Annotated in this window: 24 protein-coding genes; 16 read left to right on the forward strand and 8 right to left on the reverse strand. The window is 58.4% G+C overall.

Going from position 1 to position 23,589, the window contains the following annotated elements:
- Positions 1–382: 382 nt before the first annotated feature.
- The 3 genes from hrpB (at position 383) to F617_RS0115350 (ending at position 4,858) form a co-directional block, all read left to right on the forward strand.
- Positions 383–2,869, forward strand: a complete 2,487-nt coding sequence (gene hrpB / locus F617_RS0115340) for an ATP-dependent helicase HrpB (RefSeq protein WP_019565922.1) — start codon at positions 383–385, stop codon at positions 2,867–2,869.
- 29 nt (positions 2,870–2,898) lie between these two features.
- Complete coding sequence (locus F617_RS0115345; RefSeq protein ID WP_080800691.1) at positions 2,899–4,206, forward strand: ActS/PrrB/RegB family redox-sensitive histidine kinase; 1,308 nt, start codon at positions 2,899–2,901, stop codon at positions 4,204–4,206.
- A gap of 67 nt (positions 4,207–4,273) precedes the next feature.
- The gene (locus F617_RS0115350; protein WP_003516258.1) at positions 4,274–4,858 is read left to right on the forward strand and encodes an ActR/PrrA/RegA family redox response regulator transcription factor; all 585 of its coding nucleotides are present in this window, start codon (positions 4,274–4,276) and stop codon (positions 4,856–4,858) included.
- A gap of 59 nt (positions 4,859–4,917) precedes the next feature.
- On the opposite strand, the gene F617_RS0115355 is transcribed toward F617_RS0115350, so the two are convergent.
- Positions 4,918–5,403, reverse strand: coding sequence for an MmcB family DNA repair protein (locus F617_RS0115355; protein WP_013635204.1), 486 nt, complete (start codon positions 5,401–5,403; stop codon positions 4,918–4,920).
- A 183-nt stretch (positions 5,404–5,586) separates the two neighbouring features.
- Here F617_RS0115355 and F617_RS0115360 point away from each other — a divergent pair, with 183 nt between their 5' ends.
- A complete protein-coding gene (locus tag F617_RS0115360) occupies positions 5,587–6,288 on the forward strand; it encodes a L,D-transpeptidase (protein ID WP_003516268.1) in 702 nt (233 codons plus the stop codon).
- 152 nt (positions 6,289–6,440) lie between these two features.
- On the opposite strand, the gene F617_RS0115365 is transcribed toward F617_RS0115360, so the two are convergent.
- The 4 genes from F617_RS0115365 to hslV form a co-directional block, all read right to left on the reverse strand.
- Positions 6,441–8,609, reverse strand: a complete 2,169-nt coding sequence (locus F617_RS0115365; protein WP_019565924.1) for a malate synthase G — start codon at positions 8,607–8,609, stop codon at positions 6,441–6,443.
- Positions 8,610–8,730: 121 nt separating this feature from the next.
- Positions 8,731–9,696, reverse strand: a complete 966-nt coding sequence (locus F617_RS0115370; RefSeq protein ID WP_003516272.1) for a DUF1402 family protein — start codon at positions 9,694–9,696, stop codon at positions 8,731–8,733.
- A gap of 188 nt (positions 9,697–9,884) precedes the next feature.
- Positions 9,885–11,192: an ATP-dependent protease ATPase subunit HslU gene (gene hslU, locus F617_RS0115375; protein WP_003516274.1), complete on the reverse strand. Its 1,308-nt coding sequence runs from the start codon at positions 11,190–11,192 to the stop codon at positions 9,885–9,887.
- A gap of 87 nt (positions 11,193–11,279) precedes the next feature.
- On the reverse strand, positions 11,280–11,804 hold the full coding sequence (gene hslV / locus F617_RS0115380) for an ATP-dependent protease subunit HslV (RefSeq protein WP_019565925.1): 525 nt from the start codon (positions 11,802–11,804) through the stop codon (positions 11,280–11,282).
- Positions 11,805–12,007: 203 nt separating this feature from the next.
- Here hslV and hisB point away from each other — a divergent pair, with 203 nt between their 5' ends.
- From hisB to coaA, 7 genes are read left to right on the forward strand one after another with little or no spacing between them, the layout of a single operon-like run.
- Complete coding sequence (gene hisB, locus F617_RS0115385; RefSeq protein ID WP_026330885.1) at positions 12,008–12,604, forward strand: imidazoleglycerol-phosphate dehydratase HisB; 597 nt, start codon at positions 12,008–12,010, stop codon at positions 12,602–12,604.
- 23 nt (positions 12,605–12,627) lie between these two features.
- Positions 12,628–13,122, forward strand: coding sequence for a DUF2628 domain-containing protein (locus tag F617_RS0115390; protein ID WP_019565927.1), 495 nt, complete (start codon positions 12,628–12,630; stop codon positions 13,120–13,122).
- A gap of 1 nt (position 13,123) precedes the next feature.
- The gene (gene hisH / locus F617_RS0115395; RefSeq protein ID WP_003516289.1) at positions 13,124–13,774 is read left to right on the forward strand and encodes an imidazole glycerol phosphate synthase subunit HisH; all 651 of its coding nucleotides are present in this window, start codon (positions 13,124–13,126) and stop codon (positions 13,772–13,774) included.
- Between the two features lies 1 nt (position 13,775).
- Positions 13,776–14,519, forward strand: coding sequence for a 1-(5-phosphoribosyl)-5-[(5-phosphoribosylamino)methylideneamino]imidazole-4-carboxamide isomerase (gene hisA / locus F617_RS0115400; RefSeq protein ID WP_013635199.1), 744 nt, complete (start codon positions 13,776–13,778; stop codon positions 14,517–14,519).
- On the forward strand, positions 14,516–15,292 hold the full coding sequence (hisF, locus tag F617_RS0115405) for an imidazole glycerol phosphate synthase subunit HisF (protein ID WP_019565928.1): 777 nt from the start codon (positions 14,516–14,518) through the stop codon (positions 15,290–15,292). The genes hisA and hisF overlap by 4 nt, the downstream gene beginning before the upstream one ends.
- 16 nt (positions 15,293–15,308) lie before the next feature.
- Positions 15,309–15,632: a phosphoribosyl-ATP diphosphatase gene (locus tag F617_RS0115410; protein WP_003516295.1), complete on the forward strand. Its 324-nt coding sequence runs from the start codon at positions 15,309–15,311 to the stop codon at positions 15,630–15,632.
- Positions 15,629–16,630 (forward strand): type I pantothenate kinase, encoded by a 1,002-nt coding sequence (gene coaA / locus F617_RS0115415; protein ID WP_019565929.1) that lies wholly within the window; start codon positions 15,629–15,631, stop codon positions 16,628–16,630. Before F617_RS0115410 ends, coaA begins: the two co-directional genes overlap by 4 nt.
- 48 nt (positions 16,631–16,678) lie before the next feature.
- Here the strand turns inward: coaA and lysM are convergent, their stop codons facing one another.
- The 3 genes from lysM to F617_RS0115430 all read right to left on the reverse strand — a co-directional run bounded on the left by lysM (position 16,679) and on the right by F617_RS0115430 (position 19,372).
- Positions 16,679–17,128, reverse strand: a complete 450-nt coding sequence (lysM, locus tag F617_RS0115420; RefSeq protein ID WP_003516300.1) for a peptidoglycan-binding protein LysM — start codon at positions 17,126–17,128, stop codon at positions 16,679–16,681.
- A gap of 86 nt (positions 17,129–17,214) precedes the next feature.
- On the reverse strand, positions 17,215–17,649 hold the full coding sequence (arfB, locus tag F617_RS0115425; protein WP_019565930.1) for an alternative ribosome rescue aminoacyl-tRNA hydrolase ArfB: 435 nt from the start codon (positions 17,647–17,649) through the stop codon (positions 17,215–17,217).
- Between the two features lie 112 nt (positions 17,650–17,761).
- Entirely contained in the window at positions 17,762–19,372 is a 1,611-nt protein-coding gene (locus F617_RS0115430) for a phosphoenolpyruvate carboxykinase (RefSeq protein WP_019565931.1), read from the reverse strand.
- Between the two features lie 339 nt (positions 19,373–19,711).
- Here F617_RS0115430 and chvI point away from each other — a divergent pair, with 339 nt between their 5' ends.
- The 5 genes from chvI (at position 19,712) to F617_RS0115455 (ending at position 23,552) form a co-directional block, all read left to right on the forward strand.
- Positions 19,712–20,440 carry a two-component system response regulator ChvI gene (chvI, locus tag F617_RS0115435; RefSeq protein ID WP_003516307.1) on the forward strand — a complete coding sequence of 243 codons (729 nt, stop codon included), beginning with the start codon at positions 19,712–19,714 and terminating at the stop codon, positions 20,438–20,440.
- A gap of 52 nt (positions 20,441–20,492) precedes the next feature.
- Positions 20,493–22,283 (forward strand): two-component system sensor histidine kinase ChvG, encoded by a 1,791-nt coding sequence (gene chvG, locus F617_RS0115440; protein WP_013635194.1) that lies wholly within the window; start codon positions 20,493–20,495, stop codon positions 22,281–22,283.
- Positions 22,273–22,737: an HPr kinase/phosphorylase gene (locus tag F617_RS0115445; RefSeq protein ID WP_013635193.1), complete on the forward strand. Its 465-nt coding sequence runs from the start codon at positions 22,273–22,275 to the stop codon at positions 22,735–22,737. Before chvG ends, F617_RS0115445 begins: the two co-directional genes overlap by 11 nt.
- Positions 22,738–22,862: 125 nt before the next feature.
- Positions 22,863–23,264, forward strand: a complete 402-nt coding sequence (locus F617_RS0115450; protein WP_003516318.1) for a PTS sugar transporter subunit IIA — start codon at positions 22,863–22,865, stop codon at positions 23,262–23,264.
- 12 nt (positions 23,265–23,276) lie between these two features.
- On the forward strand, positions 23,277–23,552 hold the full coding sequence (locus tag F617_RS0115455; protein ID WP_003516321.1) for an HPr family phosphocarrier protein: 276 nt from the start codon (positions 23,277–23,279) through the stop codon (positions 23,550–23,552).
- The last annotated feature ends 37 nt before the right edge of the window (positions 23,553–23,589 follow it).

Consider the following 23,589-nt stretch of genomic DNA (forward strand, 5'->3'; position numbering starts at 1 on the left):
TGATTTCTTTAGAACGAAAGACTTCGTCGCCAGCAGCGCCGCCGCCCTCGTTCAGTGAGCGGACTTATAAGAGATCACCCTCAAACAAGTCAACACACCTATCGTCAAAAAACTGACATTTTTGCTAAACGCATGAAAATAAAAGATAGTTTCAAGACGGACCGCTAGGGAGGCATAGAAAGGACGGAATCCTCGTCTCTTTTGGCGGCGCATGCGGGAACCCCTTCCCACCCTTCACGACAGATAGCTTGCGAAGGACCGCAATTTTGCCGGAAGAGCTCTTGCGAAACCCTCTCCGCCGGCTGTCAAAGCACCGGGCCGTGCTTTAGAAACGGCAAAAGAGACGCTTAGACATCAACCCGATTGCCCCAGGCCTGTTTGCATGACCAGAACGCCAGCCCATATAAAGATCGATCTGCCCGTACTTCCCGTCAGCGACGTTCTGGCCGAGATTGCCCGAGCGTTGGACGTGTCAAAGCGTGCCGTTCTCTCGGCTCCGCCGGGTGCGGGCAAAACAACGCTGGTGCCGCTTCATCTCCTGCGTGAGGAATGGCGGGGCGACGGCAAGATCATTCTTCTCGAACCACGCCGGCTTGCCGCCCGGGCCGCGGCTGGACGCATGGCTGATCTTCTTCAGGAGAATGTTGGAGAAACCGTCGGCTATCGTATGCGGCTCGACAATCGCATCTCCTCAAGAACCCGGATTGAAGTGGTGACTGAGGGTGTCTTTGCCCGGATGGTTCTGGACGACCCGGAACTTGCCGGCGTTTCGACGGTGATTTTCGACGAGTTTCACGAACGTTCACTCGATGGCGATTTCGGACTGGCACTTGCGCTCGACGTTCAGGAGGGACTGAGAGACGATCTGCGCATCCTCGTGATGTCCGCCACCCTTGATGTGGAACGCATCAGTGCGCTGATGGGCGATGCCCCTGTCATTCAGAGCCTCGGCCGCACATATCCAATCGACATCCGCTACGAGGACCGCTGGCAGGGTGTGCCTGTCGAAGAGAAAGTCACAAAGGCGATTACCGAAGCTCATGCATCGGAAACAGGCTCCATTCTTGCCTTCCTTCCGGGGCAGGCAGAAATTACCCGCACGGCCAACCGGCTGGAGGGGCGTTTTTCCGACGATACAGATATCATCCCGCTTTACGGCAATCTTTCGCAAAAGGAGCAGGATGCGGCGATCAAGCCGGCACCGGCCGGACGGCGCAAGATCGTGCTTGCCACATCGATCGCAGAAACATCGATCACCATAGACGGCGTGCGTGTGGTGATTGACAGCGGGTTGCAGCGACTACCGGTTTTCGAACCGGCAACGGGAATCACGAGACTGGAGACAGTGCGGGTTTCGCGCGCCTCCGCCGACCAGCGGGCGGGCCGAGCCGGACGAACGGAACCCGGCGTTGCGATCCGCCTGTGGCATCCGGGACAGACGGCAGCCCTCAACGCCTTCACGCCACCGCAAATTCTGGCGAGTGATCTTTCCGGCCTTGCACTCGACCTCGCCCATTGGGGCGTTCATGATCCTTCCGCGCTTTCATTTCTGGATGCCCCTCCCGAAGCGGCATTGAAGGAATCGATCGCGCTTCTCAAAAATCTGAGCGCACTCGATGAAAGCGGCGCGCTCACAAGACGCGGCCACCTGATGCGCAGCCTCTCACTACCGCCACGGCTTGCGGCAATGGTAATTGCAGCGGGGAGCGAAGGTGCGGGAAAAAAGGCGGCGATGCTCGCTGTCATGCTGACGGAACAGGGACTGGGCGGAACCGACATCGATCTCGATGAAAGATTGCGGCGCTTTCTTTCCGAGAGAAGCGAAAGGGCGCAAGCGGCGCGCAAGCTGGCGTCTAGACTTCTAGATGCGATCGGCGATGCGCAGACTATGAATGAACAGCCAAGCGAGGCTGGCCCCTTGCTGCTGCACGCCTATCCGGACCGGATTGCGCTTCAGCGAGGAGCGCGCGGTCGTTATGTGATGGCGAACGGCCGGGGTGCAGAACTTGCCGAAACCGAACGGCTGGCGGCGAGCAGGATGCTGGTGGTTGCCGATATTACGGGGCGTGCGGCACAGCCGCGCATCCTTTCCGCAGCAAGCATCGAGCGTACCGATATAGAAGAGCGGATGCCGCATCTTATTGTGCAGCAGGACCAGCTGCTGTTTGACAAGGCAAGCGGTCAGGCGCGTGCACGCCGCGTCACGCGCCTAGGCGCCATCATCCTCGACGAAACGCCCCTGCCCCGCCCGGAGGGTGAACAGGCGGCGCAGGCACTTGCCAACGGCGTTCGGGAATTTGGTGTCGGAATTCTTCCGTTCACAAAAGAAACCCAGCAGTTGCGCGACAGGATAGGCTTTCTGAATGCCAGCATCGGCGACCCCTGGCCGGATGTCAGCGATGCTGCATTGCTTTTACGGCTGGATGAATGGTTCGTGCCCTTCCAGCACGGCGCCCGCAGCCTTCAGGATATCCGGCCCGGCAGCCTTTCCGAGGGACTTTTAGCCCTGGTGCCTTATGAGGTCGCACGCGATCTCGGCAGGCTTGCGCCGACGCATTTCGAAGCGCCGACGGGCCAGCGGCATCCCATTCGTTACGATGCCAGCGAACCGACGCTTTCCATTCGTGTGCAGGAGCTTTTCGGGCTGACGGCTCATCCCGCCATCGCGCAGGGGCGGTTGCCGCTGCTGTTGGAATTGACCTCGCCGGCGCACAGGCCGATACAGACGACACGCGATCTTCCCGGTTTCTGGGCAGGATCGTGGAAAGATGTGCGGGCGGACATGCGCGGGAGGTATCCGCGCCATCCATGGCCTGAGGACCCGGCATCGGCATTGCCGACCAGCCGCGCAAAACCGCGCGGAACGTGATGACGATGAAAAGCACAAAGGAGATGAAGGTGGCTGGCCATCCGATCGAAACAACAAGGCTTGGCCGCGCCAGCCGCAGGATAAGGCTGCAAACCATCGTATGGTTGCGCTGGCTGGCGGTGGCCGGGCAAAGTGCGACGATCCTGCTTGTTGCTTTCGGCTTGAACTTCCCCCTGCCACTTCTGGCTTGCAGCCTTTTGATCGGTGCACTGGCGCTTGCCAACCTGTTTCTCACTGCGCGTTTTCCCTCCACCTATCGTCTGGAGCCGTGGGAAGCGACATTGCTGCTGGCATTCGACCTGCTGCAATTGACGGCGCTCATCTACATCACCGGTGGTCTTTCCAATCCTTTCGCACCGCTGATCTGCGTGCAGGTCATCATCGCCTTCGCCTCGCAGCCGCTTCGGCACTCGCTTATTCTGCTCGCCTTTGCCGTCATCTGCTCGACGGCAATCGCTTTTTCGCCGTTTCCGGTTCCGTGGTATCCCGGTGAGGTGCTGCCGATCCAGCTTCTGCTGCATGTGGGCACCTGGGTCGCGATCATTGCCACGACCTCTTTCGCGGCCTTTTATGCCTATCGCGTTTCACACGAGGCCAATCAGCTGGCCGATGCGCTGGCTGCGACCGAACTGGTGCTGGAGCGGGAAAAACATCTCTCGCAGCTAGACGGTCTGGCCGCCGCTGCGGCACACGAACTGGGCACGCCGCTGGCGACAATCAGCGTCGTCGCCAAGGAAATGGAACGGGAACTCGGAAATGATGAAAGGTTTGGCGAAGACATAGCGCTGCTGCGCAGCCAGAGCGAAAGATGCCGGGATATTCTGCGCCGCCTCACATCACTTTCCACCGATGATGAGGAGCATATGCGCCGCCTGCCGCTCTCCTCGCTGATTGAGGAGGTGATGGCGCCACACCGGGAATTCGGAATCCGTCTCGATCTCGTCGAAAAGAACAACCGGATCGACGAGCCGGTTGGCATCCGGAATGCCGGCGTTATTTACGGGCTGGGCAATCTCATCGAAAACGGCGTGGACTATGCGCGGGAAAAAGTGACCGTTACCGTGGACTACGATTCGCAGAATGTCGCCGTCACCATTGAGGATGATGGACCGGGTTATGCCCATGACGTGCTTGCCCGCATTGGTGAACCCTATGTGACCGAACGTCACAACGATACCCGGGCGGGAGGGCTGGGACTCGGGCTCTTCATTGCAAAGACATTGCTGGAACGCTCCGGCGCCACCGTTACCTTCGAAAATCGCGGTTTGAGCGGAACCGGAGCGCGGGTCACAATCATCTGGCCTCGAGCGCTTATGGACGATAAAAGAGACCGTTGACTTTACCATCCACGTGGAAGCGGCGATAAGAAGAAAAAACCGACTAAGTTGCCGAAAGGCCTGAGACATGACGACAGAAGACCAGACCCCCATCAGCGCGACAACGGATGACGACGACCCGATCGGAGCTGACAGATCGCTGCTGATCGTCGATGACGACGGTCCCTTCCTGCGCCGGCTTGCCCGGGCCATGGAAACACGCGGATTTATCGTCGATACCGCCGAGACGGTCAGCGAAGGCATTGCCCGTTCCAAGGCTGCGCCGCCCAAATATGCGGTCGTTGATTTGCGGCTTACGGATGGCAATGGTCTCGAGGTCATCGAAGCCATCCGGCAGTACCGGGACGATACGCAGATTGTCGTCCTGACCGGCTACGGCAATATCGCAACCGCCGTTACCGCCGTGAAGCTTGGGGCGCTGGATTATCTTGCCAAACCGGCCGATGCGGACGATGTCTTCAATGCGCTGACGCAGCGCAAGGGTGAAAAGACTGAAGTGCCCGAAAACCCGATGTCGGCCGACCGGGTTCGTTGGGAGCATATTCAGCGCGTTTATGAAATGTGCGAGCGCAACGTCTCGGAAACCGCCCGCCGGCTTAACATGCACCGGAGAACGCTGCAGCGCATTCTGGCGAAACGCGCGCCGAAGTAGAGCATTTACAGTACAAGTGAGAAGCGGTTTTACGTCTGGATATGGTCTGGAACCGGGTATCACTCTCCGAAGCTGCGCCCGGTCGTCCACTCCGCCAGCATCAGCCGGGTTGCAGCGGTTCTCGAGAAATCCAGCATCACCGATTTGCGGGTTGCGGGCGGTAATTTATGCTCCGGCGCATCGCGAAGCATATGGGCGCCGTAGCCATCCGACAGGATAAGCCCACATTCTTCCGGAAAGATTTCGACCGGCACTTCCGGATGGGTGGCAAAAAACAGCCGGTCGCAATGCAGGCGGTATTCCGGCCATTTACGATCGACACGGAAGTCCTCGATCGAGGATTTGATTTCGATAATCCAGATTTCACCCTTTGCCGAAAGGCTGATGAGATCGGCCCGTCGTCCGCTTGCAAGCGGCAGTTCCGGCAAAACCGAATGTCGCATCTCGTGCAAAAGCACCTGAACGCCGCGGCGCACCAGCATCGCCTTGTCAGACTGGCGACCGTCGATTAACGGATTATTGTTGGTAAGCGAAAGAATAGTCATGGATAAAGGCTACTGAGGCGTTTGGCCTATTGTTGCAAAAAGGCAATCAACCGGCAATTTTAAAGTCACATTCGTCCTGCAGCAGCGTATCGGCTTGCCAAGAACGGCTTAATGGAAAATAACCGATTTATCCAATTAAGCCTACTCCTTCGCACAATTTGGCGAATTTTCCGCGAGAACGATATGCGCATCCGTACCTCATTGACTGCACTCGGTCTGACGGCAGCACTGGCTCTGGCCGGCTGCGCCGAAACCACATCCCAATCATCCGGCCAGGTAGCGGCCTCAGTGCCGGTCGCTAACCCGGTTCCGGCAAAGGTCGAAACCGTCCAGATCTTCAACGATGTTTACGGCCCTGTGACCGACGCGGGCTATGCGCTGCCCGCCATCCCGATCAATCGTGTGAACGAGAAGTTCCGTCGTCAGATCGTCGAATTCCAGAATAACGAACGGCCGGGCACGATCATCGTCAATACGCGTGAGCGTTTCCTTTATTATATCCTGCCCGGCAACCGCGCAGTTCGTTACGGCATCGGCGTTGGCAAGGCTGGTTTTGCCTGGGCCGGCGAAGCCTATGTCGCCTGGAAGCAGGAATGGCCGATGTGGCATCCGCCGAAGGAAATGGCTGACCGCAAGCCGGAAGTCGCAAAGTATGTCGAGGCAGGCATGGGTCCGGGTCTTTCCAACCCGCTCGGCGCGCGCGCCATGTATCTCTTCAACGAAAAGGGACAGGACACGCTGTTCCGTATCCACGGTTCGCCTGAATGGGCATCGATCGGCACCGCCGCCTCTTCCGGCTGCATCCGCATGATCAACCAGGACGTCATCGACCTTTACAGCCGCGTCCGTCCCGGCCGCAGCACCAAGGTTGTCGTGATCCAGTAAGATCAGATACCAGACAAAGAAAAAGCCGCCGTTGAATTCCCGGCGGCTTTTTTGTTTCTGGAGCATTCCCAGTAAAAGTGCATAGCAGTTTTAAGGTAGAGCACGTCGAACATTGCATTCAGACAAGACGTGCTCTGGAGTGCCTGTCGGCCTCAAGCCGCCTGCTTCGCCTTCAGTTCGAGGCGACGGCGGTGCAGAACCGGTTCCGTATAACCGTTAGGCTGCTCCCGGCCTTTCAGCACAAGTTCGACGGCGGCCTGAAAAGCGACCGATCCTTCAAAGTTGGACGCCATCGGCAGATAGGCCGGATCTCCGGCATTTTGGCTATCGACCACAGCGGCCATGCGTTTCATGGTCTCAACGATCTGCTCTTGCGTAACCACGCCATGGCGCAGCCAGTTGGCCATATGCTGCGCGGAGATGCGCAGCGTGGCGCGGTCCTCCATCAGTCCGACATTGTTGATATCAGGCACCTTGGAGCAGCCGACGCCCTGATCGACCCAGCGCACGACATATCCCAGAATACCCTGCGCGTTGTTGTCGAGTTCGCGCTGGATTTCCTCGGGCGTCCAATTGGGACGCGGCACGACCGGCACCGATAGAATATCGGAGAGTTTTGCCCGGCCCCGGCTTTTCAGGTCTTCCTGAACGGCTGCGACATCGACCTTGTGATAATGCGTGGCATGCAGCGTGGCAGCCGTGGGTGAAGGTACCCAGGCGGTGTTGGCGCCTGCCTTCGGATGCGCGATCTTCTGCTCCAGCATGGCGGCCATCAGGTCAGGCATGGCCCACATGCCCTTACCGATCTGCGCATGGCCGGAAAGGCCGCATTCCAGACCGATATCGACGTTCCAGTTCTCGTAAGCCGCAATCCAGGCCGCCTGTTTCATATCGCCCTTGCGGATCATCGGACCCGCTTCCATCGAGGTATGAATTTCGTCGCCCGTGCGGTCGAGGAAGCCGGTATTGATGAAGACGACCCGGTCTTTTGCCGCGCGAATGCTTTCCTTGAGGTTGACGGTGGTGCGGCGTTCCTCGTCCATGATGCCCATTTTCATGGTGTTCGGCGCCATGCCGACAAGCTTTTCGGCCCGCGTGAAAATCTCGTTGGCGAAGGCGACTTCCTCCGGCCCGTGCATCTTCGGCTTGACGACATACATGGAACCGGCGCGGGAATTCTGGCGACGGCCGGAGGGGCCGACATCGTAAAGCGCAATCAGCGCTGTGACGACGGCGTCCATGATACCTTCCGGCACCTCGCGGCCATCCTTGTCGAGGATCGCCGGATTGGTCATGAGGTGACCGACATTACGCACCAGCATCAGGGAACGCCCCGGCAGAGTAAGTGCTCCCCCATCGGGGGCGGTGTAATAACGATCCGGGTTGAGACTGCGGGTGAAGGTGTTACCGCCCTTGGACACCTTCTCCGTCAGGTCGCCGCGCATCAGGCCAAGCCAGTTGCCATAAACCAGCACCTTGTCCTCGGCATCAACAGCGGCAACGGAATCCTCGCAGTCCATGATGGTTGTCAGCGCCGATTCGAGAATGACATCCGAGATGCCCGCCTTGTCACCCTTGCCGATTTCCGTCGAGGGATCGATGACGATCTCGGTGTGCAGGCCATTCTTGCCAAGCAGGATCGTTGCCGGCTGTTCCGCATCGCCGGTAAAGCCCTTGAATTGCTCGGCATCTTTCAGGCCCGTTTTGCTGTCACCGATTGCAAGCTGCAAGAGGCCGTCAACGATCTTGAATCCGGTCACATCCGACCAGCCTGCCGTTTCGAGCGGAGCTGATTCGTTGAGGAAGTTTCGCGCCCAGGCAATGACCTTTTCGCCGCGTTTCGGATTATAGCCCCTGCCCTTTTCCGCACCATCGGCGTCAGAAATGGCATCCGTGCCGTAAAGCGCATCGTAAAGCGAACCCCAGCGGGCATTGGCGGCGTTCAGCGCATAACGGGCATTCATGACCGGCACGACAAGCTGCGGGCCTGCGACAGCGGCAATTTCCGAATCGACGTTGCTGGTTTCGACCTTGAAGCCGGGTCCTTCCGGCAGCAGATAGCCGATTTCCTTCAGGAAGCCCTCATAGACATCAAAATCCGTCGGGGCGCCATTCTGCCGGTACCAGCCATCCAGTTTTTCCTGCAAGGCGTCGCGCTTTGCGAGCAATTCACGATTCTTGGGGGAAAGCTCGTGGACGATGGCCGAAAAGCCTTCGAAGAAGGTTTCTGCATCAAGACCCGTGCCCGGCAGAACGTCATCCGTCAAAAAAGCATAAAGCCTGTCATCAATGGAAAGACCGAATTTATTGGTGCGGCTCACATGCGCCTCCTCTTTATCTTAAGGGCGCAGATTGGACGCTGAGGCAGGCGCTCGTCAATTGCGAGAGACAACCAAATATTATTTCCGTTTTGGAAAGAATGCCGACGATAATCGTCTTTTTCTACAAAAGCGCCTGCAAATCCTTGATGCGATCGTTCACCAGCCAGCCGTAATAGTTTTCTTCCGGCAAAAGCGGCTGTTCCCCACCTGCGGCGCGCTGACGATTTTTCTGGGCGAGAGCGGCAGCGCGCTGCGCGGATCCGCCGACATTATAAAGCGTGGACGTTACACCAGGATTTTTGGAAACATCCATGTCGGCAATCGACCTGTAGTCGTCGATCGATTTGCGGATGGAAGCTGCCATGAAGGCGAGCGAGCGATCCGGGTCCATGATCGCGGTATAAACGGCGGTCGCATCGTTTTCGTCGAGCTTCTCATAACCTGAGGTTTTCGACACCATGTCGGACAACATCAATGCCGTGAGCGGATTGATCTGGCCGAGACCGAAGGTCTGTCCGGCATAAAAGGGCTGGAAAAATACAGCGCTGAAACGATTGTTCGGATAGGCAACGCCATCTACCGTCTTGCCGCGGAAGCTGTCGTCCCAGACGTCTTCCCGACAGTTCCAAAGGCTATAGGAATCCTTTTTCGACTGGCACCTGGCGAATTGCGAATGCGTCAGAAACTGCGCGATGGTTTCGTCCTTGTAGCCGAAACGGAAGCTGCTGCCGGCATAGGAGGCGGCCTTGACGTAGTAGGATTGCAGGCGGTCATAGGCGTCGACGTTATAGGTATGCTCGCCGACAATCGCCCCGATCATGTGGATCGGATCGATACCGTAGCGCCCGGCAGTAGACTTGATCTTGCCGATCAGTGCCTTGTCGGAAGACAGGAGGTCGATCACCTTCTGGTATTTACGCTCGAAAGACGTATTGGAACCCTTGGTTCGACGTGCGGAAGCCCCCGGAATGCCCGGCTGTTCGGCATTGCGATTGCCAGGCGGGACGACCGTCGCGGCCTCGGCATAAGAAGACGAGACGACGGTGAACGTCAAAGCGGCGGCAAATGCCAGAAGAGTTTTGCGCACGAGCGAATGCCTTTTCTCAAGCCGACCTCTCCCGAACCAAGAGAAAACCGGACCATTCCATAAAGCGGTTCCAACCGGAATGCAGCCTTTCCCATAAACAAAAAGGGGGCTGAATGCGAGACAAGGCCATAAAATAAAAGAGTGCGGCAAATGTGGCCGCACTCTCGTGTCGTTGCTCTCCAAGATATTCAGAGAATATAGCGGGACAAATCCGTATCGGCGGCAAGATCGCCGACGTGCTTTTTGACATATTCCTGATCGATCTTGACGGCAGAGCCACCACGATCGGGTGCGTTGAAGGAAATCTCGTCGAGAACACGCTCCATCACCGTCTGCAGGCGGCGCGCACCGATATTCTCGACCGACGAGTTGAGATGAACGGCCACGTCGGCCAGAGCGTCGATCGCATCGTCCGTGAAGTCGAGATCGAGTTCTTCCGTCGCCATCAGCGCCTTGTACTGGCGGATGAGGCTTGCTTCCGTCTCGGTCAGGATACGGCGGAAATCCTCCTTCGTAAGCGGCTTAAGCTCGACCCGGATCGGCAGGCGGCCCTGAAGCTCCGGCAGAAGGTCGGACGGCTTTGCCACATGGAACGCGCCGGAAGCGATGAACAGAACGTGGTCGGTTTTCACCGGCCCGTATTTCGTCGAGACGGTCGTGCCTTCAACGAGCGGCAGAAGATCGCGCTGCACGCCTTCACGCGAGACGCCGGCACCCATGCCGCCGTCGCGGGCGGCAATCTTGTCGATCTCATCGAGGAAGACGATGCCGTCATTTTCCACCGACTTCACCGCTTCACGCTGGATCATGTCATTATCGAGCAGCTTGTCGGATTCGTCGCGAACGAGATCGGTATAGGATTTCGAGACGGTGGTGCGCACCTTCTTGGTACGTCCGCCCATCGCCTTGCCGAACATTTCCGACAGGTTGAGAACGCCGATATTGGCGCCCGGCATGCCAGGGATTTCAAAGCCGGGCATTCCCGAACCGCTGTCGGCCACTTCGATGTCGATTTCCTTGTCGTCCAGCTCGCCGTCGCGCAGCTTCTTGCGGAAGCTCTCACGTGTCGCGGGTGACGCGGTCGATCCGACCAGTGCGTCGAGCACCCGCTCTTCGGCGCTCTGATGCGCCTTGGCCTGTACTTCCGCGCGCTTCTTTTCACGCACGAGGCCAATGCCGATCTCGACCAGATCGCGGATGATCTGCTCGACATCGCGACCGACATAACCGACTTCGGTAAATTTGGTCGCTTCGACCTTGATGAAGGGCGCGCCGGCAAGCTTGGCGAGACGGCGGGAAATCTCCGTCTTGCCGACACCGGTCGGTCCGATCATCAGGATGTTTTTCGGCATCACTTCGTCGCGCAGGCTCTCATCGAGCTGCTGGCGACGCCAACGGTTGCGCAGTGCAATCGCGACCGCACGTTTCGCATCATGCTGGCCGATGATGTGGCGGTCCAGTTCCGAGACAATTTCCCGGGGAGAAAAAGTGGTCATTCTGTCCTCTCGGCTTTCCTGTTCCGGCCGGCCATTCTGGCCCGGCCCACAGGACCCTTGGGTGAGAAATGGGGGTGAGAAATATGCTTACTCGGCGTCGAGGCTTTCGATGACGAGGTTATGGTTGGTGTAAACACAGATATCGGCGGCGATATCGAGCGACTTGCGCGCCACCTCCTCTGCCGACTTGTCCGTATCCATCATGGCGCGGGCAGCCGCAAAGGCGTAGTTGCCGCCGGAGCCGATGGCGATCGCGCCATGTTCAGGTTCCAGCACGTCACCATTACCGGTGATGGCGAGTGTCGTGGATTTGTCGGCCACCAGCATCATGGCTTCGAGGTTGCGCAGATATTTATCCGTGCGCCAGTCCTTTGCAAGCTCTACGGCCGCGCGCATGAGCTGACCGGGATATTGCTCGAGTTTCTTTTCGAGACGGTCGAGCAGCGTGAAGGCATCCGCCGTTGCGCCGGCAAAACCGGCAATCACTTCACCCTTGCCAATGCGTCGAACCTTGCGGGCATTGCCCTTCATGACGGTCTGGCCAAGACTTACCTGACCATCGCCAGCCATGACGACCTTGCCGCCCTTCCTGACTGTAATAATCGTTGTCATCAAACACCTGTCTGCCCTACCGGGCCTGCGGTTAACGGGCCGGCATCCGGCCCTTCTCGGCATCTATGTAAGTTTGCTTTTCACGATTGCAAATCCCGCCCGCACTGCACTGTTTTGCGCAGATCATGCAAGACGATGGAACAACTGGATATTTGTGTCTCGTGCTGATAAGGAACGGCGACATTTTCACGGAGCGGCCACAGATGGCAGAACGTAAAGGCGAGATCATCCGCAAGACCAACGAAACCTCGGTTTCGGTGCGCGTGGATATCGACGGCACCGGCAAGTCGACAATTTCCACCGGGGTGGGATTTTTCGATCATATGCTGGACCAGCTGAGCCGCCATTCGCTGATCGACATGGATATCGAGGTTCAAGGTGACCTGCATATCGATGATCACCATACGGTCGAAGATACCGGCATCGCCATCGGCCAGGCCATCGCGAAGGCGTTGGGTGACAGGCGCGGCATTACCCGCTACGCCTCGCTCGATCTTGCCATGGATGAGACGATGACCAAGGCTGCCGTGGATATTTCCGGCCGTCCCTTCCTTGTGTGGAATGTCAACTTCTCCGCGCCGAAGATCGGCACATTCGACACCGAGCTTGTGCGCGAATTCTTTCAGGCGCTGGCCCAGAATGCCGGCATCACGCTGCATGTCCTGAACCATTACGGCGCCAACAACCATCATATCGCCGAAACATGCTTCAAGGCCGTTGCCCGCGTTCTTCGCGCGGCAATCGAGATCGACCCCCGGCAGGCAGGCCGCGTTCCCTCGACAAAGGGCATGCTGGCCTGACCGCCAAAGCTGTCAGGAAGCCCATGACAAGCTATCTCGTTCTGGAAGCCCCCAACGGGCCGGACAGGGACCACAAGACGACCCGCTTCATAGCAGACCGTTTCGTCTGGCTGGCACTTATTGCGCCCTGGCTGTGGCTGGCCGTAAACCGGCTGTGGCTGGCCGCGATCGTCGTATTTGCAGTTCTCGTTCTGGCCGGTTGGGCATCAATATTACCCGGATTCGAACCGGTGGGCATTTTGTGCAGCGTCGCCATTGCCCTCATCACTGCACTGGAGGGGCGCGATTTTCTTGTCCGGCACCTGATGAGCAAGGGCTGGAAGATGACCTCGGTCATTTCCGCCCCTGACCTTTCGAGTGCCGAAGAGATATATTTCTCCGATCTTTCCGAAAATACCGAGCCGTCGGGACAGCTGTCGCAGCCGGTATGGACCCCCTCGCCGCAGAAGAGCGGTGACAAAAACTTCGTCAACGATCCCTCCGGATCGTTTCTTTTCGACTTGAATGGAAGGCGCTGACATGCGCGTCGCGATCATCGACTACGGTTCTGGCAACCTGCGTTCGGCCACCAAGGCTTTCGAGCGCGCCGCCCGCGAAGCCGGCATCAATGCAACCATTGACCTGACCGATAAGCCGGATCACGTCGCATCTGCGGACCGCATCGTCCTGCCAGGCGTCGGCGCCTATGCCGATTGCCGCGCCGGTCTCGAAGCTGTGCCCGGCATGCATGAGGCGCTTATCGAAGCCGTCGAGAAAAAAGCTCATCCCTTCCTCGGCATCTGCGTCGGAATGCAGCTGATGTCTTCGCGCGGTCTCGAAAAGACTGTCAGCACGGGGCTTGGCTGGATCGAAGGCGATGTCATTGAAATGACGCCCTCCGATCCGACGCTTAAAATCCCGCAGATTGGCTGGAATACGCTGGAAATCCGGCATCAGCATCCCCTGTTCGACGGTATCAGAACCGGCGCTGACGGCTTGCATGCCTATTTCGTGCATTCCTATCATCTGGCGGCGAAACATCCGGCGGATGTCATCGCCACCACCAATTACGGTGGCGCGATGACGGCTTTCGTTGGTCGCGACAATATGGCTGGCGCGCAGTTCCACCCGGAAAAAAGCCAGACGCTCGGCCTCGCCCTGATTTCCAATTTCCTGCGCTGGAAGCCCTGACATGATTCTTTTTCCCGCAATCGATCTTAAAGACGGCCAGTGCGTTCGCCTGAAACTCGGCGATATGGAGCAGGCAACCGTTTACAATACGGACCCCGGCGCGCAGGCGAAGTCCTTCGAGGACCAAGGCTTCGAGTGGCTGCATGTCGTCGATCTCAACGGCGCCTTCGCTGGCCAGACGGTGAATGGCGAAGCGGTAGATGCCATTCTCAAGGCCACGACAAACCCGGTGCAGCTTGGCGGCGGCATCCGCACTCTCGATCATATTGAGGCGTGGCTCAGCCGTGGGCTTGCCCGCGTCATTCTCGGCACCGTGGCGGTGCGCGATCCCGTTCTGGTTATCGAAGCCTGCAAGCGTTTCCCCGGTCAGGTCGCTGTCGGCATCGACGCCAAAGGCGGCAAGGTTGCTGTTGAGGGCTGGGCGGAAGCCTCAGAACTGGGCGTCATCGAACTTGCCAAACGTTTCGAAGGTGCCGGCGTTGCCGCCATCATCTACACCGATATCGATCGCGACGGCATTCTGGCTGGCATCAACTGGGCCTCTACACTCGAACTGGCAGATGCCGTGTCGATCCCCGTCATCGCCTCCGGCGGCCTTGCTTCCATCGAAGACATCAAGCGCATGTTGCAGCCGGATGCCGCAAAGCTAGAGGGCGCAATTTCAGGCCGCGCGCTTTATGACGGGCGCATCGATCCTGCCGAGGCGCTCGCCCTCATCAAGGCTGCCAAGGAGATAAGCGCATGACCCTCAAAGCCCGCGTTATTCCCTGCCTCGATGTAAAAGACGGCCGCGTCGTCAAGGGTGTGAACTTCGTCGATCTTATCGACGCCGGCGACCCAGTCGAGGCGGCGAAGGCCTATGATGCGGCGGGAGCGGACGAACTCTGCTTTCTCGACATCACTGCCTCGTCCGACAATCGCGACACGATTTTCGACGTGGTATCGCGCACGGCCGACCATTGCTTCATGCCGCTGACCGTCGGCGGCGGCGTCCGCGCCGTGGCTGACATCCGCAAGCTGCTTCTCTGCGGTGCAGACAAGGTCTCCATCAATTCCGCAGCGGTGAAAGATCCTGATTTCGTCGCGCAGGCTGCCGACAAATTCGGCAACCAGTGTATCGTCGTCTCCATCGACGCCAAGCGGGTTTCGAAGCACGGGGAAGACGGCCGCTGGGAGATCTTCACGCATGGCGGACGTCAGCCAACCGGAATCGACGCCGTGGAATTTGCCATCAAGATGGTCGAACGCGGTGCCGGCGAATTGCTCGTCACCTCGATGGACCGCGATGGCACCAAAAGCGGATACGATATCGGCCTGACACGCAGCATTGCCGATCAGGTTCGCGTGCCCGTCATCGCCTCGGGTGGCGTCGGAACGCTGGATGATCTGGTAGCCGGCGTTCGCGATGGCCATGCGACCGCGGTGCTTGCCGCTTCCATCTTCCACTTCGGCACCTATTCGATCGGGCAAGCCAAGAGCTACATGGCCGAACATGGCATCGCCATGCGTCTCGACTGATTGCAGGAACCTTTCCATGAGCGCATTTTCCCTTTCCGATCTGGAACGCATCGTCGCGACACGCGCCGCCGCCTCCCCCGATGAATCCTGGACGGCCAAACTTGTTGCGGCGGGCCAGGAACGTGCGGCGAAAAAACTGGGCGAAGAGGCTGTTGAGGCCGTGATCGCCGCCATCGCGAAAGACCGCGACGGGCTGAAAAACGAGGCCGCCGATCTGCTTTATCACCTGCTGGTGGTGTTGAAGATCGCCGACATTCCCCTTGCCGACGTCTTTGCCGAGCTGGAGCGCCGGACCGGACAGACCGGACTTGCGGAAAAGGCAGCGAGGCCGACATCATGAATGTCAAGGCAGGCAGCGGGGAGAGAGGCATGCCGAGCACACTCGATCATTTCCGCCCGGATGAATATTCGCCCTATCACTTCTTCAGCTCGGAAGAATGGGCAAAGTTTCGCGCCGACACACCACTCACCCTTTCCGCCGACGAGGTCAAAAGACTGCGTTCGCTGGACGACCCGATTGATCTGGACGAAGTGCGGCGTATCTATCTGTCGCTGTCGCGCCTCCTGTCATCGCATGTGGAAGCATCGCAGCTGCTGTTCGAACAGCGCAACCGCTTCCTGAACATGGCGGATGTCAACAAAACGCCCTTCGTCATCGGCATTGCCGGGTCGGTGGCGGTTGGAAAATCGACAACGGCGCGTATTTTGAAGGAGCTTCTGGCCCGCTGGCCTTCCAGCCCGAAGGTCGATCTCATCACCACCGACGGGTTTCTTTACCCGAACGAGGTGCTGCGGCGCGAAAACCTGATGGAGCGCAAGGGCTTTCCGGAAAGCTACGACATCGGTGCGCTGCTGCGTTTCCTCTCGGCGATCAAGGCGGGCCAGCCGAATGTGAAGGCGCCACGCTACTCGCATCTGACCTATGACGTGCTGCCCAACGAATTCACTGTCATCGACCAGCCGGATATCCTCATCTTCGAAGGCATCAACGTGCTGCAATCACGCGACCTGCCGGCGGGCGGGCGGATCGTGCCGATCGTTTCCGACTTCTTCGATTTCTCGATCTACATCGATGCGGATGAGGACTTCATTCACAACTGGTATGTGAACCGGTTCATGAATCTGCGACAAACCGCCTTCCGGGACCCGAATTCATTCTTCAATCGCTATGCGTCGATCAGCGAAGAGGCGGCGCTCAGCATTGCCGAGGGCCTCTGGCAGAACATCAACCTGAAGAATCTGCGCCAGAACATCGTGCCCACGCGTCCACGCGCCGATCTTATCCTGCGCAAGGGCAAAAACCACCTGATCGACACGGTGGCGCTTCGCAAGTTGTGAAAGATGCCGCAAAAGCGGCATCTCCATCGCAGCGGTTAAAATCCGTTATCAGGCAAGGTCAGGAATGCGCAGAACCTGACCGGGATAGATTTTATCGGGATGGGTCAGCATCGGTTTGTTGGCTTCGAAGATGATGTTGTTCTTGCCACCATTTGCCTTGCCGTACTGGGCTTCAGCGATCTTCCAGAGATTATCGCCCTTCTTGACCGTGTAGAAAACGGGTTCCTTCGCCGGCGCTTCTGCCACCGTCAGCTCGCCGGCCTCGACCTTGGAAATGCCGAGCGTATTGCCAACGGCGATGACCGCCTTTTCGAAAATCGACTGGTCGGCCACTTCGCCCTTCAGAACGACCTTATCGTTCACCACCTCGACCTGAACCTTGTCGGTGCCGAGATCGTGGGAAGCGAGTTCTTTTTTGACGGCTTCGACATCGGGGGCATCATCTCCACCGATACCAAGCTTCTTTCCCGCTTCCTTGATGAAATTGAACAGACCCATAGCACCCTCCTTGGTTGTAGGAGGTCTACCAGACGATATCTGAGTCCCTATGACAAGTGGGAAACATTTTGCCATCCAGCTGCGACCTAGTCGCCTGATGGCTTGCCACGCATTTTCTTGACATCCGACCGGCCGGATTTCGCCTTGAGGCGGCGCTCGACGGAACCCTTGGTCGGCTTGGTAGCCTTGCGCACCGGCGGCGGCGGCGCTGCCGCTTCAAGAATCAGTTCCTTCAGCCGTTCACGGGCGTCTTCGCGATTGCGCTCCTGGCTTCGAAACCGGCTCGCCTCGATCATGAGCACGCCTTCTTTCGAAACACGCCGCCCGCCCAGACGCAGGGCATTCGCCTTCACCCGTTCCGGCAGTGAGGGAGAATTGGCGATGTCGAAAAACAGCTGAACCGCCGTCGAGACCTTGTTGACATTCTGGCCACCCGGCCCGCCGGCAAGCACGAATTGCTCCGTCAGCTCCCAGCCGGCGATGGTAATTCGGTTGCTGATGTAAAGCGGGGCGCTGGCCATGTTTTTTCTCCGCGCCGGTGATGCCACAGATCGGGAAAAATGAAAACAAGGGACGAAACGAAAGAACCCGGCACAAGGCCGGGTTCCCCTCCTCCTCATAAACGAGGCTTATTCATTCTGCCGCGAGCAGCAGTCCCGGTGCTGCATCGCGCACCTTGCTGTCGACGTGATCTTCGAACTTGGTGAAGTTCGTAACGAACATCGACACAAGCTTCTTCGCCTGCGCGTCGTAAGCTGCGCCGTCGGCCCAGGTCGAACGCGGATCGAGGATAGCGGCATCGACGCCTTCCAGCGACAGGGGCACGGCGAAACCGAAATTCGCATCGGTGCGGAATTCGGCACCCTTCAGCTCGCCGGTGAGGGCTGCCGTCAGAAGCGCGCGGGTCGCCTTGATGGGCATACGCTTGCCGATGCCGTAAGCACCGCCGGTCCAGCCGGTGTTGACCAGCCAGCAGTCCACGCCATGCTTGCCGATCAGCTCACGCAGCAGGTTGCCGTATTCCGCCGGGTGGCGCGGCATGAAGGGTGCGCCGAAGCAGGTGGAGAATGTAGCTTCCGGCTCAGTCACGCCCTTTTCCGTGCCGGCAACCTTTGCCGTGTAGCCGGAAAGGAAGTGGTACATGGCCTGTTCCGGCGTCAGCCGGGCAATGGGCGGCAGCACGCCGAAGGCATCCGCAGTCAGCATGATGATGGTCTTCGGATGACCGGCAATGCCCGTTTCCGATGCATTCGGAATGAAGTGCAGCGGATAGGCACTGCGGGTGTTTTCCGTCAGCGAGTTGTCGTTGAAATCCGGAACACGGTTTTCGTCCAGCACGACGTTTTCGAGAACGGTGCCGAAACGGCGGGTCGCGGCATAGATTTCCGGCTCGGCTTCGGCCGACAGCTTGATCGCCTTGGCGTAGCAGCCGCCTTCGAAATTGAAGATGCCGTGTTCGCCCCAGCCGTGCTCATCGTCGCCGATCAGCGTGCGCGACGGATCAGCCGACAGCGTGGTCTTGCCGGTGCCGGACAGGCCGAAGAACACGGCGGAATCACCCTCGGGACCGACATTGGCCGAGCAATGCATCGGCATGACGCCCTTGGCCGGCAGCAGGTAGTTCAGCACCGTGAAGACCGACTTCTTGTTTTCACCGGCATAGGAGGTACCGCCGATAAGGACGAGACCATTGGTGAGATCGCAGGCGATGACGGTTTCCGAACGGACGCCGTGACGCGCCGGATCAGCCTTGAAGCTCGGCAGATTGATAATGGTCAGCTTCTGTTTGAAGTCTGCCAGTTTCTCCCGCTTCGGGCGGATGAGCAGGTTGCGGATGAACAGCGAATGCCAGGCAAGCTCAGTGACGACACGGGTCGACAGGGCGTTTTCCTCATCGGCACCGCCGATCAAGTCCTGAACATAGAGCGTCTTTCCGGCGGCGTGCGCAAGCATGTCCTGACGCAGCAACTCGAAGTTTTCCGGCGACAGCGGCTTGTTGTTGTCCCACCAGATAGTGTCTTCGGTGGAAGCGTCGCGGACGACAAATTTGTCCTTCGGAGAACGGCCCGTATGCTGACCGGTAACGGCACGAAGTGCGCCATCCGCCGTCAGCTCGGCTTCGCCGTTGCGGATCGCCTCTTCGTACAATTCGCTTTCGTTGAGGTTATAAAAGACGCGGGAGGCCTCGCCCAGTCCGAGTTCCGCAACTCCATTGGCAGGATTATGAACCCCAAGCTCGTTCATGACGCGTTCCTTGTAAATGACGATAAGGCCGTTGAAATTTTCACGGAAAATACGTGGCGGCTTTTAGAAACGCAAGAGTGAAACTTTAAATAACTTATTGATTTCAATATATTAATCGATTTAAAAGATTTTATTTCTTTTTAAATCGGTTGAAGACGCATTAGAATCCAGCTGCGGCGTTTTCCCGGAATTGGCCTAGTCACACCAAGCGATTTGGTTGTGAGTTTTCCTTTGCCACAATTTGTTCCACCTTTATACTCATGAGAGTGGCTCGCGGCGCGCAACCTTGGCTGGGTGGATGTCGGGAGTTACGAGAAAATGACGATGGAGACCAACTACATGCAGACGATCGCGCTTGTCGACGACGACCGGAATATTCTCACTTCGGTATCGATCGCGCTCGAAGCCGAAGGCTACCGGGTCGAAACGTATACGGACGGCGCCTCCGCGCTTGACGGACTGATTGCCCGTCCGCCGCAGCTCGCCATTTTCGACATCAAGATGCCGCGCATGGATGGCATGGAGCTTTTGCGGCGTCTTCGCCAGAAATCGGATATTCCGGTTATCTTCCTGACCTCCAAGGATGAAGAGATCGACGAATTGTTCGGCCTGAAGATGGGTGCTGACGATTTCATCACAAAACCCTTCTCGCAGCGCCTTCTGGTGGAACGCGTCAAGGCCATCCTGCGCCGCGCCAGCAGCCGCGAGGCTTCCGCTGCGACCGGCGGCAGCACGCTGAAGCCGACGGCTGATCAACAGGCGCGCACACTCGAACGCGGCCAGCTGGCCATGGATCAGGAACGCCACACCTGCACCTGGAAGGGCGAGCCGGTGACGCTGACCGTTACCGAATTCCTTATCCTGCATTCGCTTGCACAGCGGCCAGGCGTGGTGAAAAGCCGCGACGCGCTGATGGATGCGGCCTACGACGAACAGGTCTATGTTGACGACCGCACGATCGACAGCCACATCAAGCGGCTTCGCAAGAAGTTCAAACTGGTCGATGGTGACTTCGATATGATTGAAACGCTTTATGGCGTAGGATATCGCTTCCGCGAAGCGGCTTGAACGAGCCGCAATCGGGAGAGACCACCGGAATTGTGGTGGCGAGGACGTAGACTTGTTGAAGAAAACGCCGGAAACCGTCTCGGACAGTGACGATGCCGAAGATCGCGGCAGCGAACGCCGCCATCGTATCCATCCGCTGACGATCGTCCGACGCATTTTTGGCAATGCGGTGTTTTCCAGCCTCACGCGCCGCATCCTCTTCTTCAACGTGGCCGCGACGGTCGTTCTGGTCGGTGGCATTCTCTACCTAAACCAGTTCCGCGAGGGGCTGATCGATGCGCGGGTGGAAAGCCTTTTGACGCAGGGCGAGATCATCGCCGGCGCCATCTCGGCCTCCGCCTCGGTGGATACCAACTCCATCACCATCAATCCGGAAAAGCTGCTGGAATTGCAGGCGGGGCAAAGCATCACGCCCGCCCCCAATGACGAGGACTTGAGTTTCCCGATCAATCCGGAACGGGTGGCGCCGGTGCTGCGCCGGCTGATTTCGCCGACACGGACCCGCGCTCGGCTTTTCGATGCCGATGCCAACCTGCTTCTCGATTCCCGCCATCTCTATTCACGCGGCCAGGTCCTGCGCTTCGATCTGCCGCCGGTGACGCCGGAAACCCAGACCTGGGGTGAATGGTTCACCAGCATGTTCAACCGCATGCTGCAACCGAGCAGCCTGCCGCAATACAAGGAAGCGCCAGGTGGCGACGGCTCGATCTATCCGGAGGTGATGAATGCGCTGACCGGCGTGCGCGGCGCAGTCGTTCGCGTTACCGAAAAGGGTGAGCTGATCGTTTCGGTCGCCGTGCCGGTGCAGCGCTTCCGGGCCGTGCTCGGGGTTCTGCTCCTGTCCACGCAGGCCGGCGATATCGACAAGATCGTGCATGCGGAGCGCCTCGCCATCATGCGCGTGTTCGGCATCGCCACGCTCGTCAACATCGTACTTTCCCTGTTGTTGTCCTCCACCATCGCCACGCCGCTCCGGCGGCTTTCGGCGGCTGCGATCCGCGTGCGTCGCGGAGCGAGAACCCGCGAGGAGATACCGGACTTTTCGGCGCGTCAGGATGAAATCGGCAACCTTTCCATAGCGCTTCGTGAAATGACGACGGCGCTCTACGACCGTATCGACGCAATCGAAAGTTTCGCCGCCGATGTCAGCCACGAGCTCAAGAACCCGCTGACTTCGCTGCGCAGCGCCGTGGAAACCCTGCCGCGCGCCAAGACGGAAGAGTCCAAACAGCGGCTGACCGAAATCATCTTCCACGATGTCCGCCGCCTCGACCGCCTGATCAGCGATATTTCGGATGCCTCGCGGCTCGATGCCGAACTGGCGCGCGTCGATGCATCGCCGCTGGATCTCGACGTTCTTATGAAGGGTCTGGTAGATATCTCCCGCCAGATCAGCACAAAGAAAAAGAGCGTGGCGATCGACTATGTCGCCGACCGGAAGGCGGGAGCCAAAACCTCCTTCGTCGTGAACGGTCACGATCTTCGCATCGGGCAGATTGTCACCAACCTGATCGAGAATGCGCGCTCTTTTGTTTCCGAGGAAAGCGGCCGCATCACCGTGCGCCTTTCCCGTCACAAGGACCGCTGCATCGTGCAGGTGGAAGACAATGGCCCCGGCATTCAGGCCGAGGATATCGACCGGATTTTCGAGCGCTTCTACACCGACCGACCGGCAAGCGAAGGTTTCGGCCAGAATTCCGGCCTTGGCCTTTCCATCAGCCGCCAGATCGCCGAAGCCCATGGCGGCAGCCTCAGGGCGGAAAATGTCGTCGACAAATACGGCGTGATATCAGGCGCGCGCTTCACCCTGTCGCTGCCGGCGGCCGAAACCCATGAACGCTGAACGCTTCAACCTGCACGCAACCGCCATTGTCGTCGACAACACCGGCATTCTCTTCACCGGACCGTCCGGCAGCGGCAAAAGCGAGCTTGCCTTCAGCTTTCTGACGGAGGCGCAACGATGCGGATTGCCGGCGGCACTGATCGCGGATGATCAGATTTTCGTGTATCGCGACGGCGAAAACATTATCGCCGAGCGGCCGGAAGCGATTGCCGGACTACTGGAATTGCGCGGCAGCGGCATCGTTAACGTCAACAGCGTCCCGAGCGCCGGACTAAATTTCGCCGTTACGACAGTTCTTTCACCAGAAAATCCAAGACTTCCGGAGGATGACGAGGTGTTGTTGCTGCCCTGCGGCGGGCATCTTCCGCTTCTGCGTATTCCGCTTTCCAGTCTTACGCCCTATGGAAAATTTGCTGCACTTGCTCAAAATCTTTTTAAAACGAACGTGAAGTGACCACGATTCAGGCGATTTTAGGCTTGCGATTCGCATTTTCCTCATCAAGATGAAATCCCACCGATGGACAGGATTGCCGCGTTGCGATAGTCGGCAATGAGAGTGCGTGTGCAAGGGAGCATTTCATGATCGGACTAGTGCTTGTCACCCATGGCAAGCTGGCTGAGGAGTTTCGCCATGCGTTGGAGCATGTCGTCGGTCCCCAGAAATTGATCGAGACGGTTTGTATCGGTCCCGAAGACGACATGGATCAGCGCCGGCAGGATATCATCGACGCCGTTACGCGCGTCAATGATGGAAATGGCGTCATTATTCTGACGGATATGTTCGGTGGTACACCGTCCAATCTCGCCATCTCCGTCATGAACAACGGCAATGTCGAAGTCATCGCCGGGGTCAATCTTCCCATGCTGATAAAACTCGCAGGCGTTCGCAGCGAAGACAACATGGACAAGGCGCTCCAGGACGCATCCGACGCCGGTCGCAAATACATCAACGTCGCCAGCCGCGTTTTAAGCGGCAAATAAGAAGTCAGCCCCATGTCGCCTCACTCCCGGGAATTGCCGATCATCAACAAGCGCGGTCTCCACGCCCGGGCATCTGCAAAATTCGTGCAGATGGTCGAGGGTTTCGACGCGACGATTACGGTGTCGAAGGACGGAATGACCGTTGGCGGCACCTCCATCATGGGCCTCATGATGCTGGCGGCCAGCCCGGGATGTAGTGTCTATGTCGAGGCGAGCGGCAACCAGGCGGAAGAGGCGCTCGCCGCACTTGAGGCACTTGTTGCCGACCGCTTCGGCGAAGAAGCCTGACCCCACCTCCATATAAAGACATAAAGACTTCTTTATA

The sequence above is a fragment of the Agrobacterium sp. 10MFCol1.1 genome (assembly GCF_000381165.1).
Classification (GTDB): Bacteria; Pseudomonadota; Alphaproteobacteria; order Rhizobiales; family Rhizobiaceae; genus Agrobacterium; species Agrobacterium tumefaciens.